Source organism: Enterobacter sp. RCC_40 (assembly GCF_041360735.1).
Classification (GTDB): domain Bacteria; phylum Pseudomonadota; class Gammaproteobacteria; order Enterobacterales; family Enterobacteriaceae; genus Enterobacter; species Enterobacter ludwigii.
Window position 1 is genome coordinate 1 of sequence record NZ_JBFUPR010000009.1, and the last position, 16,507, is coordinate 16,507.

General features: G+C 55.8%; 16 protein-coding genes. 13 read left to right on the forward strand and 3 right to left on the reverse strand.

Annotated elements, in window-relative coordinates; translation table 11 throughout:
• Positions 1 to 424 precede the first annotated feature (424 nt).
• Entirely contained in the window at positions 425 to 1,378 is a 954-nt protein-coding gene (locus AB6731_RS20970; RefSeq protein ID WP_063157156.1) for a nickel/cobalt transporter, read from the forward strand.
• 33 nt (positions 1,379 to 1,411) lie between these two features.
• On the opposite strand, the gene proP is transcribed toward AB6731_RS20970, so the two are convergent.
• Positions 1,412 to 2,914 carry a glycine betaine/L-proline transporter ProP gene (proP, locus tag AB6731_RS20975; RefSeq protein WP_020882807.1) on the reverse strand — a complete coding sequence of 501 codons (1,503 nt, stop codon included), beginning with the start codon at positions 2,912 to 2,914 and terminating at the stop codon, positions 1,412 to 1,414.
• 649 nt (positions 2,915 to 3,563) lie between these two features.
• On the opposite strand from proP, the gene kdgT reads away from it, so the two are divergent.
• A complete protein-coding gene (gene kdgT / locus AB6731_RS20980) occupies positions 3,564 to 4,556 on the forward strand; it encodes a 2-keto-3-deoxygluconate transporter (protein ID WP_014168273.1) in 993 nt (330 codons plus the stop codon).
• Positions 4,557 to 4,588: 32 nt separating this feature from the next.
• On the opposite strand, the gene AB6731_RS20985 is transcribed toward kdgT, so the two are convergent.
• Together AB6731_RS20985 and crfC are read right to left on the reverse strand one after the other, a co-directional pair.
• Positions 4,589 to 5,467 (reverse strand): diguanylate cyclase regulator RdcB family protein, encoded by an 879-nt coding sequence (locus tag AB6731_RS20985; RefSeq protein WP_014168272.1) that lies wholly within the window; start codon positions 5,465 to 5,467, stop codon positions 4,589 to 4,591.
• The gene (gene crfC, locus AB6731_RS20990; RefSeq protein WP_063157157.1) at positions 5,464 to 7,818 is read right to left on the reverse strand and encodes a clamp-binding protein CrfC; all 2,355 of its coding nucleotides are present in this window, start codon (positions 7,816 to 7,818) and stop codon (positions 5,464 to 5,466) included. The genes AB6731_RS20985 and crfC overlap by 4 nt, the downstream gene beginning before the upstream one ends.
• A gap of 596 nt (positions 7,819 to 8,414) precedes the next feature.
• Between crfC and AB6731_RS20995 the strand changes: the two genes are divergently transcribed.
• The 11 genes from AB6731_RS20995 (at position 8,415) to phnK (ending at position 16,500) form a co-directional block, all read left to right on the forward strand.
• Positions 8,415 to 8,750 carry a zinc ribbon domain-containing protein YjdM gene (locus AB6731_RS20995; protein ID WP_020882810.1) on the forward strand — a complete coding sequence of 112 codons (336 nt, stop codon included), beginning with the start codon at positions 8,415 to 8,417 and terminating at the stop codon, positions 8,748 to 8,750.
• An 80-nt stretch (positions 8,751 to 8,830) separates the two neighbouring features.
• The gene (gene yjdN, locus AB6731_RS21000) at positions 8,831 to 9,268 is read left to right on the forward strand and encodes a VOC family metalloprotein YjdN (RefSeq protein ID WP_014168269.1); all 438 of its coding nucleotides are present in this window, start codon (positions 8,831 to 8,833) and stop codon (positions 9,266 to 9,268) included.
• A gap of 136 nt (positions 9,269 to 9,404) precedes the next feature.
• The gene (phnC, locus tag AB6731_RS21005) at positions 9,405 to 10,193 is read left to right on the forward strand and encodes a phosphonate ABC transporter ATP-binding protein (protein WP_014168268.1); all 789 of its coding nucleotides are present in this window, start codon (positions 9,405 to 9,407) and stop codon (positions 10,191 to 10,193) included.
• Positions 10,194 to 10,217: 24 nt separating this feature from the next.
• Positions 10,218 to 11,234 carry a phosphonate ABC transporter substrate-binding protein gene (phnD, locus tag AB6731_RS21010; protein ID WP_014168267.1) on the forward strand — a complete coding sequence of 339 codons (1,017 nt, stop codon included), beginning with the start codon at positions 10,218 to 10,220 and terminating at the stop codon, positions 11,232 to 11,234.
• 52 nt (positions 11,235 to 11,286) lie between these two features.
• Positions 11,287 to 12,066, forward strand: a complete 780-nt coding sequence (gene phnE, locus AB6731_RS21015) for a phosphonate ABC transporter, permease protein PhnE (protein ID WP_025206369.1) — start codon at positions 11,287 to 11,289, stop codon at positions 12,064 to 12,066.
• Between the two features lie 20 nt (positions 12,067 to 12,086).
• Positions 12,087 to 12,812: a phosphonate metabolism transcriptional regulator PhnF gene (gene phnF, locus AB6731_RS21020; protein WP_032679404.1), complete on the forward strand. Its 726-nt coding sequence runs from the start codon at positions 12,087 to 12,089 to the stop codon at positions 12,810 to 12,812.
• Positions 12,813 to 13,265 (forward strand): phosphonate C-P lyase system protein PhnG, encoded by a 453-nt coding sequence (phnG, locus tag AB6731_RS21025; RefSeq protein ID WP_020882814.1) that lies wholly within the window; start codon positions 12,813 to 12,815, stop codon positions 13,263 to 13,265. It begins immediately after the preceding gene.
• On the forward strand, positions 13,262 to 13,846 hold the full coding sequence (gene phnH / locus AB6731_RS21030; RefSeq protein ID WP_014168263.1) for a phosphonate C-P lyase system protein PhnH: 585 nt from the start codon (positions 13,262 to 13,264) through the stop codon (positions 13,844 to 13,846). The genes phnG and phnH overlap by 4 nt, the downstream gene beginning before the upstream one ends.
• Positions 13,846 to 14,910 (forward strand): carbon-phosphorus lyase complex subunit PhnI, encoded by a 1,065-nt coding sequence (locus AB6731_RS21035; RefSeq protein ID WP_025206371.1) that lies wholly within the window; start codon positions 13,846 to 13,848, stop codon positions 14,908 to 14,910. The genes phnH and AB6731_RS21035 overlap by 1 nt, the downstream gene beginning before the upstream one ends.
• Positions 14,903 to 15,748, forward strand: coding sequence for an alpha-D-ribose 1-methylphosphonate 5-phosphate C-P-lyase PhnJ (gene phnJ, locus AB6731_RS21040; RefSeq protein WP_014168261.1), 846 nt, complete (start codon positions 14,903 to 14,905; stop codon positions 15,746 to 15,748). The genes AB6731_RS21035 and phnJ overlap by 8 nt, the downstream gene beginning before the upstream one ends.
• Positions 15,745 to 16,500: a phosphonate C-P lyase system protein PhnK gene (gene phnK, locus AB6731_RS21045; RefSeq protein ID WP_020882816.1), complete on the forward strand. Its 756-nt coding sequence runs from the start codon at positions 15,745 to 15,747 to the stop codon at positions 16,498 to 16,500. The genes phnJ and phnK overlap by 4 nt, the downstream gene beginning before the upstream one ends.
• The last annotated feature ends 7 nt before the right edge of the window (positions 16,501 to 16,507 follow it).

Genomic DNA, 16,507 nt, shown 5'->3' on the forward strand with positions numbered 1-16,507 from the left:
TTTTGTCCGAAGACGTTAAGAATCCATGTCACTTTGAGTGCCCACACAGATTGTCTGATAAATTGTTAAAGAGCAGTTGCGACGCGGCTTACAGCTCACCGTCGCGAGGTGGCGTATATTACGCTTTCCTCTTTCAGAGTCAACCCTGAAGTTCAGGATTTTTTCTCTTCAACCGACCGGGTTAACTGTGAAGTGATTCACATCTGCCGTGTCGATGGAGGCGCATTATAGGGAGTTCTCTGCAGGCCGCAACCTAAAAGTTGCAAAAAGATGACTGACTGCTGTATTCCCCAGCAAAACCCCGCTTTATACCCTTTTACACACAGACTTATCCACAATTGAGGCGGGATCTCTGTGCGATCCTACGGATTAACAGGCAAGATCAACTATACTAGCGACAAATATTCCCCCACCAGGCCACCCCATGACCACACAACAACTGACGCGTGACTGGCGCCTTCCTACAGCAGGCATCATGTTGCTGGCGATCCTCTTAGCCGGGTTTACCCTGCATACGCACTGGAACACCTTTCTTCAGTGGTGCCTTGCCACGCAAATTACCCTGCACCGTTATCTGGTGATGTACCTGCTCCAGCTTAACAACCACCAGTACAGCGGCGGGTTATGGCTATTAACCGGCGCCTTCTTCTATGGCGTATTGCACGCCATCGGGCCGGGGCATGGGAAATTCATTGTGACGACCTACCTCACGACAAATAAAGAAAGCGAACGGGCCGCCCGGGTCGTTCCTTTTCTTGGCAGCCTGATGCAGGGCGTCAGCGCCATTCTCTTTGTCTTTATTCTGGCGGTAGGGTTTAACCTCGCATCGGGGGATATCAGTACCAGCCGCTGGTACGTCGAGAAGATAACCGCGGTGCTCATCGGTGCATTTGGTGTATTTGTCATTTACCAGGCGCTGAAAAGCCTGCGACCTCGCCGGATGGCTATCTCAGCCATCACGCCCCTTCATCAACATAATGAACACTGTGGTTGTGGTCATCACGGTGTAGGTGCAGACCTGGCGCAAAGCGACTGGAAAACCCGGTTGGGCGTCATACTGGCGATTGGTGCGCGTCCGTGCAGCGGGGCGATCATGATCCTGATGTTTTCAAATGCGCTGGGTATTGTTACCTGGGGGATGGCCGCGGTCATGACCATGTCGCTGGGAACGGCGTTGTCGATTATGGGCCTCTCACTGGCGGTACGTTATGCCCGAGAGCGGACGGTGGCCTGGTTTGGCGGCGGGGCTTCACTCAGCTGGCTGGTTCCGGTCTTTAAAATAGCCGGAGGAATAGTCCTGATCCTGTTCGCGACCGTGCTGTTCCTGACGGTACTCCCCATCAGCGCCAATGGCGATTACATCGCCGCAGGCTGCTAATAAAAGAAAACCCGCCAGCGGCGGGTTTTTTTATTACTCGTTGATTCGTGGATGCTGGTCCACCAGGCGGGAGCGTTTTTGCTGCAGCTCTTCAATCTCTGCATCAATGTCTTCAATCTTCTGCTCTACATTATCGTAGTGTTCGCGCAGGATCTCTTTCGCTTCCTGGATATCAGACGCCGCAGGCGTGGCCCCTTTAAGAGGACGATTCGCCGTCTCCTTCATGGTAATACCGGTAATCAAACCAATCACCGCGATAACCATCAGGTAATAAGCCGGCATCATCAGGTTCTGCGTACTTTCCACCAGAGAGGCGGCAAGCGTCGGGGTCAGACCGGCAATCAGCACCGAGATGTTAAAGGCAGCCGCCAGCGCACTGTACCGAATGTGTGTCGGGAACATCGCAGGCAGCGTCGAGGCCATCACCCCGATAAAGCAGTTAAGGATCACCGCCAGCATCAGCAGACCGGCAAAAATCAGACCCAGCACATTACTGTTAATCAGAATAAAGGCCGGGATTGCCAGGGCAAACAGCGCGACACTCCCCAGAATAATGAACGGTCGACGGCCAAAGCGGTCGCTCAACAGCCCCATAATCGGCTGCACAAACAGCATACCCACCATGATGGCGATGATAATCAGCACACCGTGGTCTTCTGAATAGTGCAGGTTATGCGACAGATAGCTCGGCATGTAGGTCAACAACATGTAGTAGGTCACGTTCGTGGAGATGACCAGACCAATACAGGTCAGCAGGCTGCGCCAGTGCTTCGTCGCAATCTCTTTAAAGGAGACTTTCGGGCCATCCTGCAGCCCTTCGCGGTCGCCCTGCTCCAGCTTCTCAACGTGCTGCTGGAACGCCGGCGTTTCTTCAAGAGCATGACGCAGGTAAAGACCGATAATCCCTAACGGCAGCGCCAGGAAGAATGGAATACGCCAGCCCCAGGAGAGGAAGTTCTCTTCACCGACGACGGTAGAAATCAGCACCACCACGCCCGCACCCAGGACAAACCCGGCAATCGAGCCGAAGTCCAGCCAGCTTCCCATAAAGCCGCGCTTACGGTCCGGGGAATACTCTGCGACAAAGATAGAGGCACCCGTATACTCACCGCCTACGGAGAAGCCCTGGGCCATCTTACAAAGCAGCAGCAGAATCGGAGCCCAAATACCGATGCTGGCATAGGACGGTATCAGGCCGATACAGAACGTACTGATCGACATAATGACAATGGTGATAGCAAGGATCTTCTGGCGACCATATTTATCGCCAAGCATACCGAAGAACAGACCACCCAGCGGGCGAATCAGGAAGGGGACGGAGAACGTACCCAGCGCGGCAATCATCTGCAGACTGGGGTCGGCGCCGGGGAAGAACACTTTACCTAACGCATAGGCCACAAAGCCGTAAACACCAAAATCGAACCATTCCATCGCATTACCCAGCGAGGCGGCGGTGATCGCTTTGCGCAGTTTGGCATCATCAATAATGGTGACGTCGCGAAGCGTGATGGGTTTGATTTTTTTCCTTCTGAGCATAGCTATCCTCGTAGACTCGGCCCTGTCCGTTTCACAGTCCCGTATGCGATCTGTGAACCATGGGATCCGCTCCATGCGAATCGCCTTATTCAAGCGTAGCAGGTTTACTTACATTGACGTTTTACGTCGATACAACCGAACCTGTTGACGCCTGCCTGGGCAGTTAATGACCTTTTTACCCTACCAGCGTTTATATTTGTGATCAACTTCACACATATATTTATGTTACGTCAGCTGGCTGCAGTTTTTGTCAATTAGCGCAAATCTGCACGTTCTCAATCGCCATAAAAACACATCCTCACACACGTCATTATTTCCCGTACAACGGAAAATGAAACCCCATTACTTCACATCAGATTTACATAAATTCTAACCCTCCGACGCGCGTTTAAAACGTTTACGTCAATATGTGATGTAGATAACTAAAACACTGTTTTATTTTCATTGAATCATCATTCCAATGATCGCATGATAATTCCGAATAGCATGTTCCCGGTGCTGTGGCACCGCGTTTACCAGGATCGCTTTTTTAGTTTTATTGCATGGGTAATGACGCCATCGAACCCAGAGACATTCAATTCATTGAATTTATTGATTTATTTTTTAGTTTTTGCCGCCCGCCATGCGGGATACGATTTGAGGGTTATCTATGAAGATTAAAGCCACGATTGAACGCATACCGGGCGGTATGATGCTGGTTCCACTTGTACTGGGCGCTATCCTGAATACCCTGGCTCCTGAAACCGGCGCTTATTTTGGCGGGTTCACAAAAGGGATGATTACGGGCACCGTTCCCATTCTGGCCGTCTGGTTCTTTTGTATCGGCGCTTCAATTAATTTACGGGCAACAGGCACCGTATTACGGAAATCCGGCACGCTGGTGATTACGAAAATTGCCGTGGCCTGGGTAGTGGCAATGATCTGTGCGATGTTCATTCCGGAGAATGGAATTCAGACCGGATTCTTCGCCGGATTATCGGTTCTGGCAATTGTCTCTGCGATGGATATGACCAACGGCGGTTTGTATGCCAGCCTGATGAACCAGTACGGCACCAAAGAAGAGTCAGGTGCATTTGTCCTGATGTCTCTGGAGTCCGGTCCGCTGATGACCATGCTGATTCTGGGCTCTGCTGGCCTGGCGTCCTTTGAACCCCACCACTTTATCGGCGCGATCCTGCCCTTCCTGATCGGTTTTGCTCTGGGTAACCTGGATCACGATCTGCGTGATTTCTTCAGCAAAGCCACGCCGGTGCTGATCCCGTTCTTCGGTTTTGCGCTGGGTAACACCATCAACCTGAATGTCATCCTCGATACGGGTCTGCTGGGTATCGTGCTGGGCGTGGCGGTGATCATCATCACCGGTATTCCGCTGATTATTGCCGACCGGGTCATTGGGGGAGGAAACGGAACGGCGGGGATCGCCGCCTCTTCAGCCGCAGGTGCAGCCGTAGCCAACCCGGTGATCATTGCGCAGATTAATCCGGCTTTTGAACCGGTGGCTGCGTCCGCGACGGCACTGGTTGCAGCCAGCGTGATTGTGACCGCGATTCTGGTTCCCATCATCACCGCACTGTACGCAAAACGCGTCGGACATGTTGCTGAGGTTCAGACAGAGCCTAAGCCTGTTGAAACACACCACTAACCAGTGCTCCCCCTCCCGGTGAGAGGGGGATTTCAGCCACCAAAAATCTCTTCCACCATCCCATCCACAAGCCGTTTTGCCGAGCACAGCCTCGGCATACCCAGCGCGACAGTGTGCCAGCTTTGCGTCACCGACCAGCTCACCGGATGGTTATCCGCCTGACACCAGTCGCCCAGCCAGCCGAGCATGTCTTTATGATCTATCAATCCCGGCGACGCGGGCGTTGTCAGCCACTGATGGTAGAAATGGCGGGTGGAAGGAGAAGCGTTGATGCCCTGCGCAAGATAGTTTGCCGCCATACTGCGTAAGTTATCCTTGAGCATCGCCGCCACGTCTTCATTCGCCAGGCGACAGGCATCACCAAATGCACCCCAGCGCAGCTCTTCCAGGACGACATAGCAACGCCCGGCCAGCGACCAGCCATCGTAGTGACCGGCTCGCCAGCGGGTAAAAATTTGTTCGCTGTGCTCACCCGCCTGCACCGTCAGCCCTCGCTGGGAGAGCGCCTTCTCTTTATAGGCGGCTCGTTGCGTAAAATGAGCGGAAAGCTCAGCGTACTGCTGAATCAGGCCGGGCGATTGCTGGGCCCGCGGGTTAGTCTGCTGACGCAGCGCAATCAATTTGTCTGCCATCAGCGTCAGCGCAAGGTGCCCGGGGTCAAGCATACCGGCCAGCTTTTCCGCCAGCCCCAGGCGCAGCGCCGCATTTTCATTAAGCATACCCGCCATCGCCCAGGGCCGTAGCCGGGTATGCGTCATGATCTCCTGGGTCAAACGCTCACGAAACTGCAGCTGTTGTGGTCCCGGGTGGGGATGACGCGCCGCGTCCACCCCCTGAACCAGATCGACCATAAATTTTGGATGAATACACTCCAGCGTTCGCCCGGGGCCGTCCAGTAGTTGTGTTGTCATGGTTGTTCTGCCGCGAATAGGGTTTGAATATCATCGCGTAACAGTCGGGTATCTTCCTGTATCCACGTCGCAGTCGTGATACTTTGCTTTAACAGCTGGCTGAGCGCTCGGGTCGAATGCTCATTTTGCTGACGTACTGCGAGGCTATCACGCAAACTTTCCTGTAACCCGGTCAGGCATAACGAAAATTCCGCAAAGAACGTTGCCATCCCCGCCGTAACAGAGACATCGACCTGGGCGGTCAAAGCTTTACGGATTTGTTCACAGAACTGATCGATATGCTGCTTGAATTTTTCATTAAGCTGTTCAATATCAATGACATAGCGTGTTCGTGCGACAACATAATCTTCCCAGCCCCAGCCCGGGTTATTCAGCCAGCGAGAGACGGTTTCACGCATGCTCGCCGCGCCCGCTGGCTGGCCTGCCGGGCGGTGATCCTGCGCAATCGCATCGTTAAACAGCGCCCGGGTGTTGAAGTTAAGTTGATGCGCCTGAAACGCCGGGAAGCTTATCCGCGCGCGAAAACCCGCATGGCTGAGTTGTTCTTTAATACGCGTTTCGATTGGCCGCATGGCTTCATTCAGCGAACGCGCCAGCGTCGACTCCAGTTGATCGAAGCGTAACGCCAGCTCCCGGCCGATCTTCGTCTGCGCATCCAGCATGATCAGCTCGCAGGAGGAGCGGATTTTACTCAGCGCAATTTGCGCCTGCCCTTCATCATCCAGTACCAGCTGTTTCAGCGCCTGCGGCTCGTCACGGCGAAGATCCCGCGGTTCGATGCCAGCCAGGTCGAGAACAGAGCGGGCGCTAAACACATGGCTAATCGCCTGCTGGAGTGAAGTATTCTGCGACATCATAAAGTCAGCGGTGGCGTTAAGCGCCTGCTCCACTTCATGCTTCACTTCGTCGCTCACCACGCGCTGACGCGTATGCAGCAGGGCCATGTCCTCTTCCAGGCGCGCGATATTCAATTCCAGTGCCTCAAAAGCGACCGTCAGCCCCTGGTAGCGGAAGTCCAGGTACTCCCGGGCATTTTGGGCGTAGTTAAGCAGCTTATGCGACGCCGAACGCAGGGCGAAGAGCGATGCATTGGCATAGGCGGCATAAATAAGCTTGCGGATCGGCTGTTCAAATAACGAATCTTCCCACAGCAAATCGGCAGCATGACGAATATGGTCGATGTCGTCCAAATCCTCCGTACGCCAGCGGCGTCCCAACGCGGCTTCGGCAAAATCCTGAACCCAGCGCTGCTCCTTGTGATCCGGTAGCTGACCGTGGGTAGTCATCTCATAACGGGCGCGGTTCGCCAGATACGCCCACATCGACGAAACGGGATAAATTTGCCCCGGCGAAATATTCCCTTTCATTAAGGTGCCGGAGATCATCGCTTTAACCTGTTCTTCATCGTCGCTGTTACGATCTTTCTGATCGAATTTATTAACCAGCGCATACAGCGGCACCGATTTACCGGCAACTGAGATGGCCTGCCGGACCTCTTGATCGGAAATCGATTTGAGCTGGGTGTAATCCATCACCGCCAGCACCGCCGACGCGCGGGATAACTGCTCGCTCAGCATTTTTTGCAGATGCGGTTGCCCGGCCTCATTCGGCCCGGGGGTATCAAGCAGCGTCAGTTGCCCAAGGTGGGCATCCAGACCCGCGAGATGTACGAACTCCACTTCAATCACCGGAATGTGTTCGATGGCCGCATATTCAGAGAACGGAAACTCGACGCCCAACGCCTGTGAGAGCCTCACCAGGTCGTTAAGGCTTTTCAGACAATGAAATATCGGCTGCGCACCAAGGTGATGCTTCTCGAAAGCCTCACCTTTTTCAATTCTTTCCAGCAGCGTAATCATGTCCTTATCAATTTCCAGACGCTGCGCCAGCTTCCCGCGATCGTAATCGCAGAGCTTTTTCTGTAACAGGAGGATTAATTCATCGATAGGAGAGACGTGAGCAAAATGGAGCACCGGCTCTTTCTGACCCGGCGTATGACGAATCAATGTCGGAAGCGCCGTCATCGGGCGGTTGCGGTTCGGCAACACTTCGGTTCCGACAATGGCATTAATGGTGGTCGATTTCCCCGCCTTCATGGTACCCACAATTGCCAGCACCATTTCCAGACGGGTTATTTTGCGTAATTCATTATTCAGCATAGCCTGCTGGGCTTCGACACCCCGCGCACTAAAATGCAAAGGTAAGACGTTGTTCTTTTCACCCGTAATGGCTGCGGCGGTGCTTTCCAGCTTCGCCGTCGGCATTGATTTCAACGTATCAAGATTTTGCAGGGCGAGCTGTAACAAACGCTCTGCTTCCTGGCTTAATTCAAAAATGGTCTGTGTGTGCATGATAAAAGCCTTTCCTTAACGCAAATTTATTACTTTTATTAAGCCACTGGTTTTAATTATGTTGTTCAGGCTTATATGATCACGTGTGGAAAACATGTTCACCGAAATATAACTGATTGAAGATAATCAGAAATAAATCGCTATCCTTGCATGGCGTGTAAAGCTTCCCCTCTGGCATGACAGCCAAAAGATAAAAGCCTGGCCCATTTTTAAGAAACTTCAGGATATATCATCATTATTTACCCACCTAAAAAGAGAGGTAATGCGTCACCGCCATAAGATATGGATGACGGGGAAGTCAGGAGATAAATAACAATGTGTCGCTTCACCTTATCCGAAATGGAGGTGCGTAGCAATTTGCTGCAATAAAATATTCGATATATTTACTGCCATTTCTTTCCACCGTGTTAATGCCGTAAGCATCGCTTAACTGACTGACAGGAAATGTCACTGGCGACACGCTTTTTGCTTTTTTTTTAAATAGAATATCACCGACAACGGTGTGGATTTGCGTTATACTTGCCCCCTTTTTCGGCACCCAGCCGTCATTTTGCTGGCACTTTCCAGCGTGTTACGCACTTTTTGAGGATACCCTTATGCAACTCCCACACTGCCCGAAATGCAATTCTGAATACACCTATGAAGATAATGGCATGTTCATCTGCCCGGAATGCGCTCACGAATGGAATGACGCCGAGCCGTCGCACGATACTGATACGCTTGTTGTAAAAGATGCGAACGGTAATCTGCTGGCTGATGGCGACAGCGTCACCGTGATTAAAGATTTGAAGGTTAAAGGCAGCTCTTCCATGCTGAAGATCGGCACTAAAGTGAAGAATATCCGTCTGGTAGAAGGCGACCATAATATTGACTGCAAAATTGACGGCTTTGGCCCGATGAAACTGAAATCAGAATTTGTGAAAAAGAACTGATTTACCCGCCCGGTGGCGCTTCGCTTACCGGGCTGGCGAGAACTACACTTAACGGGCTCTTCTTACGTGAGGTATAGATTATGCCGTTAAGTCCCTACATCTCTTTCGCCGGTAACTGTGCCGAGGCCTCCGCCTTTTATCAGCACGCCGTCGGCGCAGAGCTCCTCTATAAAATCACCTTCGGTGAAATGCCAAAAGGCGACAGCAGCGAAGAAGGCTGTCCGTCTGGCATGCAGTTTCCGGATTCGGCGATCGCCCACTCGAATGTTCGCATTGCGGGCAGCGATATCATGATGAGTGATGGGCAGCCGCCCGGCAGCAAAGCGCAGTATGCCGGGTTCACGCTGGTGCTGGACACCCAGGACGTGGCAGAAGGCAAACGCTGGTTCGACAATCTGGCCGCGGAAGGCCATATCGAAATGGCCTGGCAGGAGACCTTCTGGGCGCACGGTTTCGGTAAAGTCACCGACAAATACGGCGTGCCGTGGATGATTAACGTCGTTAAGCAACAGCAGTGATCTTCTGGCGGTGGGCAGTCTGCCCCCGCCTGTCATCAAACTCCCCTCAACTCTTCAAACTCCCGCAACCGAGACTTAACCCAAATGTCATATTGATGCGCCAGCATGAGGCCACATTTATTGTGAGGCCCAGCATATGCAAACTGTTATCCGCGTCGAGAAACTGAGCAAGACCTTTCATCACAACAAGGCCCTGCATGCCGTTGATCTGACCGTCCAGCAGGGCGAAATGGTGGCGCTCCTGGGGCCATCCGGCTCTGGTAAATCCACCCTTATGCGTCATTTAAGCGGCCTTATCACCTGTGATAAGACCTCAGAAAGCCACGTCGAGCTGCTGGGCAACACCGTGCAGCGTGCAGGACGCCTGGCGCGGGATATCCGCAAAAGCCGCGCCCAGACGGGCTATATCTTCCAGCAGTTCAACCTGGTCAATCGCCTGACGGTACTGGAGAACGTGCTGATTGGCGCGCTCGGCAGCACCCCGTTCTGGCGCACCTGTCTGCGCTGGTTCTCCCCCTCTCAAAAGCAGGAAGCGTTGCAGGCGCTGACCCGCGTCGGAATGGCGCATTTCGCCCACCAGCGCGTCTCCACACTTTCCGGTGGACAGCAGCAGCGCGTGGCGATCGCCCGTGCCCTGATGCAAAAAGCGCAAATCATTCTTGCCGATGAACCCATCGCCTCGCTGGACCCGGAATCGGCTCGCATCGTGATGGAAACCCTGCGCGACATCAACCTAAACGACGGCATCACTGTGGTGGTGACGCTGCACCAGGTGGACTACGCCCTGCGCTATTGCGAGCGCATCGTCGCGCTGCGTCAGGGGCATGTGTTCTTTGATGGCCCAAGCCATCAGTTTGATAACGACCGTTTCGACCATCTCTACCGCAGCATTAACCGCGTCGAAGAGAACGCGCAGGCTGCTTAATTAAAACCGATCCGAGGAAAGTACATGAGCTACAAAGCCGTTGCCGCGCTGGCGTTTACCAGCATGTTCAGCATAAGCACTCTGTTAAGCCCTGCGTACGCCCAGGAGCAGGAAAAAGCGCTGAACTTTGGCATTATTTCGACGGAATCACAGCAGAACCTGAAACCTCAGTGGGAACCGTTCCTGAAAGATATGGAAACCAAACTGGGGATCAAAGTGAACGCCTTCTTCGCCCCGGACTATGCGGGCATCATCCAGGGGATGCGCTTTAACAAAGTCGACATCGCCTGGTACGGCAACCTCTCCGCCATGGAAGCGGTGGATCGCGCGAACGGCCAGGTCTTTGCCCAGACCGTTGCCGCGGATGGCTCTCCGGGTTACTGGAGCGTACTGATCGTCAATAAAGACAGCCCCATCAACAACCTGAACGACATGCTCGCCAAACGTAAAGAGCTGACGTTTGGTAACGGCGATCCCAACTCCACCTCTGGTTTCCTTGTGCCGGGCTATTACGTCTTTGCTAAAAACAACGCCTCTGCCAGCGAGTTTAAGCGCACCGTGAACGCCAGCCATGAAACCAACGCGCTGGCCGTGGCCAATAAGCAGGTGGATGTCGCCACGAACAACACCGAGAACCTCGACAAGCTGAAAACCTCGGCACCGGACAAGCTGAAAGCGCTGAAGGTTATCTGGAAATCCCCACTGATCCCGGGCGACCCCATCGTCTGGCGCAAAAACCTGTCTGAGACCACCAAAGACAAGGTGTACGACTTCTTTATGAATTACGGCAAAACGCCGGAAGAAAAAACGGTTCTGGAACGTCTGGGCTGGGCACCTTTCCGCCCGTCAAGCGACCTGCAGCTGGTCCCGATTCGCCAGCTGGCGCTGTTTAAAGAGATGCAGGGCGTGAAGGACAACAAGGGCCTGAAGGAGGAGGAGAAGAGCAGCAAAGTGGCTGCGATTCAGGCTCAGCTCGAAGACCTTGACCGCCTGACCGCGGCGCTCGGCGCCATGAGCAGCGTGAATAAAGCGGTGCAATAACGCTTACCGCCCTCTCCCGGTGGGAGAGGGCATTCAGACCAAAGGGGCACACATGCAAACCATCACCCTCCCACCGCCGAAACGCAGCTGGTTCTCGCTTTTTAGCTGGGCCATTTTGCTTGCGGTGCTCGTTATCTCCTGGCAGGGCGCGGAAATGGATCCGCTGCTGCTGTTTAAAGATGCCGGCAATATGGCCACTTTTGCCGCCGACTTCTTCCCGCCTGATTTCAGCCAGTGGCAGGATTACCTCAGTGAAATGGCGGTCACTCTGCAAATCGCCGTCTGGGGCACCGCCCTGGCCGTCATCCTTTCTGTTCCGTTCGGCCTGATGAGTGCCGAGAACATCGTACCGTGGTGGATTTACCAGCCGATGCGTCGCCTGATGGACGCCTGCCGCGCCATCAACGAAATGGTCTTTGCCATGCTGTTCGTGGTGGCCGTCGGCCTGGGTCCGTTCGCCGGGGTGATGGCGCTGTTTATTCATACCACCGGCGTGCTCTCCAAGCTGCTCTCCGAGGCGGTGGAAGCTATCGAGCCGGGCCCGGTCGAAGGGATCCGCGCAACGGGCGCCAACAAAATTGAAGAGATTCTCTTCGGCGTACTGCCCCAGGTGATGCCGCTGCTGATCTCCTACTCCCTGTACCGTTTCGAATCCAACGTTCGTTCCGCCACCGTCGTCGGCATGGTGGGCGCAGGCGGTATTGGCGTCACGCTGTGGGAAGCGATTCGCGGGTTCCAGTTCCAGCAAACCTGCGCCCTGATGGTGCTCATTATCATCACCGTCAGCCTGCTGGATTTTATGTCTCAACGTTTGCGTAAGCACTTCATCTGAGAAGCGAGGCTTTGATTTGTATGCACTTATCCAGACATCCGACCAGTTACCCCACCCGCTGGCAAGAGATAGCGGCAAAGCTCGAGGTGGAACTTCGCACCCACTACCGCTGCGGAGACTACCTGCCTGCCGAGCAGCAGCTTGCCGACCGCTATGAAGTGAACCGACACACGCTGCGCCGCGCCATTGATCAGCTGGTCGAGCGCGGCTGGGTGCAGCGCCGTCAGGGCGTCGGCGTGCTGGTGTTGATGCGTCCGTTTGACTATCCGCTCAATGCGCAGGCGCGTTTTAGCCAGAACCTGCTGGATCAGGGCAGCCACCCGACCAGCGAAAAACTGCTGTCGGTGCTGCGCCCGGCCTCAAGCCACGTCGCGGACGCGCTGGGCATTCAGGAGGGCGACAATGTCATCCACCTGCGTACCCTGCGTCGGGTCAACGGCGTGGCGGTGTGCCAGATAGACCACTACTTCGCCGACCTGGCGCTGTGGCCGGTGCTGCAAAATTTCTCCAGCGGCTCGCTGCATGATTTTCTTCAGGATGCCACGGGCATCGCGCTTAAACGTACCCAGACGCGCATCAGCGCCCGCCGCGCGCAGGCCAAAGAGAGCAACGTGCTGGAGATCCCCAACATGGCTCCGCTGCTCTGCGTTCGCACCCTCAACCACCGTGACGGCGAAATAGACGCGACGGAATACTCCGTCAGCCTGACCCGCGCCGACATGATCGAATTCACCATGGAGCACTGAATGCATTTCGATACCTCCACCCGCCAGCGCTGGATGGGCGTCCTGGCGCACAGCCAGCCCGCAGCGCTTTCGGACCGCATGCAGGCGCTGAATCTGACGCCGGAATATGACCTCATCCGCGCGCCGGAAATCGGTCTGGTGCAGATCCAGGCGCGTATGGGCGGTACCGGTGAGCGTTTCTTCGCCGGCGATGCCACCCTCACCCGCGCAGTGATCCGCCTGAACAGCGGCACGCTGGGCTACAGCTACGTGCTCGGGCGCGACAAACCACACGCCGAACGCTGCGCGGTGATTGACGCCCTGTTACAGGAACAACCTCATTTCCAGACCCTGATGGAAACCCTTATTGCCCCGCTGGAAGCCGACCGTGCAGCACTGATTGCCGCCCGCCAGGCCCAGATAAACACCAGCCGGGTCGACTTCTTTACGCTCGTTCGCGGAGATAACGCATGACGCTTCAACCCGCTTTTACCCTGGCCGTCCAGGATGCCCAACAAAGTTTTCGTCGCCTGCTGAAAGCCATGAGCGAGCCGGGCGTCATCGTCTCGCTGCATCAGCTCTCTCAGGGTTGGCTGCCGCTGAATCTGGCGACCACCAGCGTACTGCTGACGCTCGCCGACAACGACACCCCGGTGTGGCTCTCTGGCGCGTTATCGAATGATATCGCCAGCCAGAACCTGCGCTTTCACACCAACGCCCCGCTGGTTGAACAGCCCCGGCAGGCGGTGTTTGCCGTGGCCGACGAGCAAATCAGCCACGAGCAGCTTAATGCCCTGAGCGAAGGAAGCGCGGTGGCACCGGAGACCAGCGCCACGCTGATTTTGCAGGTATCAAGCCTGAGCGGTGGCCGCATGCTGCGACTCACGGGGGCGGGTATTGCCGAAGAGCGCATGGTCGCGCCACAGCTGCCGGAGTGCATCATTCATGAACTGACTGAACGCCCGCACCCGTTCCCACTCGGTATTGACCTGATCCTCACCTGCGGAGAACGCCTGCTGGCCATCCCTCGTACCACTCATGTGGAGGTGTGCTGATGTACGTTGCCGTCAAAGGGGGCGAGAAGGCTATCGCCGCCGCCCATGCCTTGCAGGCGCACAGACGACGGGGTGATGACGCGCTTCCCGAGCTCAGCGTCACCCAGATTGAGCAGCAGCTCAATCTGGCCGTCGACCGGGTAATGACTGAAGGCGGCGTCGCTGATCGCGAACTGGCGGCGCTGGCGCTGAAACAGGCCAGCGGCGACAACGTCGAAGCCATCTTCCTGCTGCGTGCTTATCGCACCACACTGGCGAAACTGGCGGTGAGCGAACCGATCAATACAGCAGAAATGCGTCTGGAACGTCGTATTTCGGCGGTCTATAAAGACATCCCCGGTGGCCAGCTGCTTGGGCCCACCTATGACTACACCCACCGTCTGCTGGATTTCACCCTGCTGGCGAACGGCGAAACGCCCCAGTTGAGCACCTCGGATGCAGAGCAGGTTCCCTCCCCGCACGTTTTTAGCCTGCTGGCGAAACAGGGTCTGGCGAAGGCCGAAGACGATACTGGCGCGCAACCTGACGACATCACCCGCACGCCGCCGGTTTACCCCTGTTCACGCTCGTCGCGCCTGCAGCAGCTGATGCGCGGCGACGAGGGGTATTTACTGGCGCTGGCCTACTCCACCCAGCGTGGCTACGGCCGCAACCATCCGTTCGCGGCGGAGATTCGTAGCGGCTTCCTTAACGTCGAGATCGTGCCCGAAGAGCTGGGTTTTGCAGTGAACGTCGGCGAACTGCTCATGACCGAATGCGAAATGGTGAATGGATTTGTCGCCCCCGAGAACGAGGCCCCACATTTTACCCGCGGTTACGGGCTGGTGTTCGGCATGAGTGAGCGCAAGGCGATGGCGATGGCGCTGGTCGACCGTGCCCTGCAGGCACCGGACTACGGCGAAGCAGTCTCCGGCCCGGCGCAGGACGAGGAGTTCGTGCTGGCCCATGCGGATAACGTCGAGGCCGCGGGCTTCGTTTCCCACCTCAAGCTGCCGCACTACGTCGATTTCCAGGCCGAACTGGAACTGCTGAAACGCCTGCAACGGGAGCGCGCACATGACTAACTTAAGCGGCTACAACTTTGCTTATCTGGATGAACAAACCAAACGCATGATCCGCCGCGCCATTTTGAAAGCGGTGGCTATCCCCGGTTATCAGGTGCCGTTCGGCGGCCGCGAAATGCCCATGCCTTACGGCTGGGGTACCGGCGGCATTCAGCTGACCGCCAGCGTCATTGGCGAGTCGGACGTGCTGAAGGTCATCGACCAGGGGGCTGATGACACCACCAACGCCGTGTCGATTCGCCAGTTCTTTCAACGCGTGACGGGCGTCAATACCACCGAAAAAACCGAAGATGCGACGCTGATCCAGACCCGTCACCGCATTCCGGAAACGCCACTGACGGAAGATCAGATTTTGATTTTTCAGGTGCCTATTCCGGAGCCCCTGCGCTTTATCGAGCCGCGTGAAACGGAAACCCGCACCATGCACGCCCTGGAAGAGTACGGCGTCATGCAGGTGAAGTTGTATGAGGATATCGCCCGCTTCGGCCATATCGCCACAACCTACGCCTATCCGGTCAAGGTCAATGGACGCTACGTGATGGACCCGTCCCCCATCCCCAAATTCGACAACCCGAAGATGGACATGATGCCTGCCCTGCAGCTGTTTGGTGCCGGGCGTGAAAAACGCATCTACGCCGTACCGCCTTACACCCGCGTGGAGAGTCTCGATTTCGACGACCACCCGTTTACGGTGCAGGAGTGGGACGAGCCGTGCGCCATTTGCGGCTCAAAACACAGCTATCTGGACGAAGTGGTGCTGGATGACACGGGCAAACGGATGTTTGTCTGCTCCGACACCGACTTCTGCCGCCAACAGAGCGAGGCGAAAAGCCAATGAAACCGCTGCTTTCGGTTAATAACCTGACCCACCTTTACGCGCCGGGCAAAGGCTTCAGCGACGTCTCGTTTGAGCTGTGGCCAGGTGAGGTGCTGGGCATTGTCGGCGAGTCCGGCTCGGGCAAAACCACCCTGCTGAAATCTATCTCTGCACGACTGACGCCGCAAAAGGGCGACATTTTATATGAGGGCCGGTCGCTGTACGGCATGAGCGAGGCCGAACGCCGTCGCCTGCTGCGCACCGAATGGGGCGTGGTGCATCAACATCCCATGGACGGCCTGCGCCGCCAGGTCTCGGCCGGAGGCAATATCGGTGAAAGGCTGATGGCCACCGGCGCACGCCATTATGGCAACATCCGCGCCACGGCACAGCAATGGCTGAGCGATGTGGAGATCCCCACCTCGCGCATTGATGACCTGCCCACCACCTTCTCCGGCGGTATGCAGCAGCGCCTGCAGATTGCCCGCAATCTCGTCACTCACCCGAAGCTGGTGTTTATGGATGAACCCACCGGTGGGCTGGACGTCTCCGTTCAGGCGCGTCTGCTCGACCTGCTGCGCGGCCTGGTGGTGGAACTGAACCTGGCCGTGGTGATTGTCACCCATGATTTAGGCGTTGCCCGCCTGCTGGCGGACCGTCTTCTGGTGATGAAGCAGGGTCAGGTGGTGGAAAGTGGGCTGACCGACCGCGTACTCGACGATCCCCACCATCCGTACACCCAGCTGCTGGTGTCATCGGTATTGCAGAATTAAGAGGCCC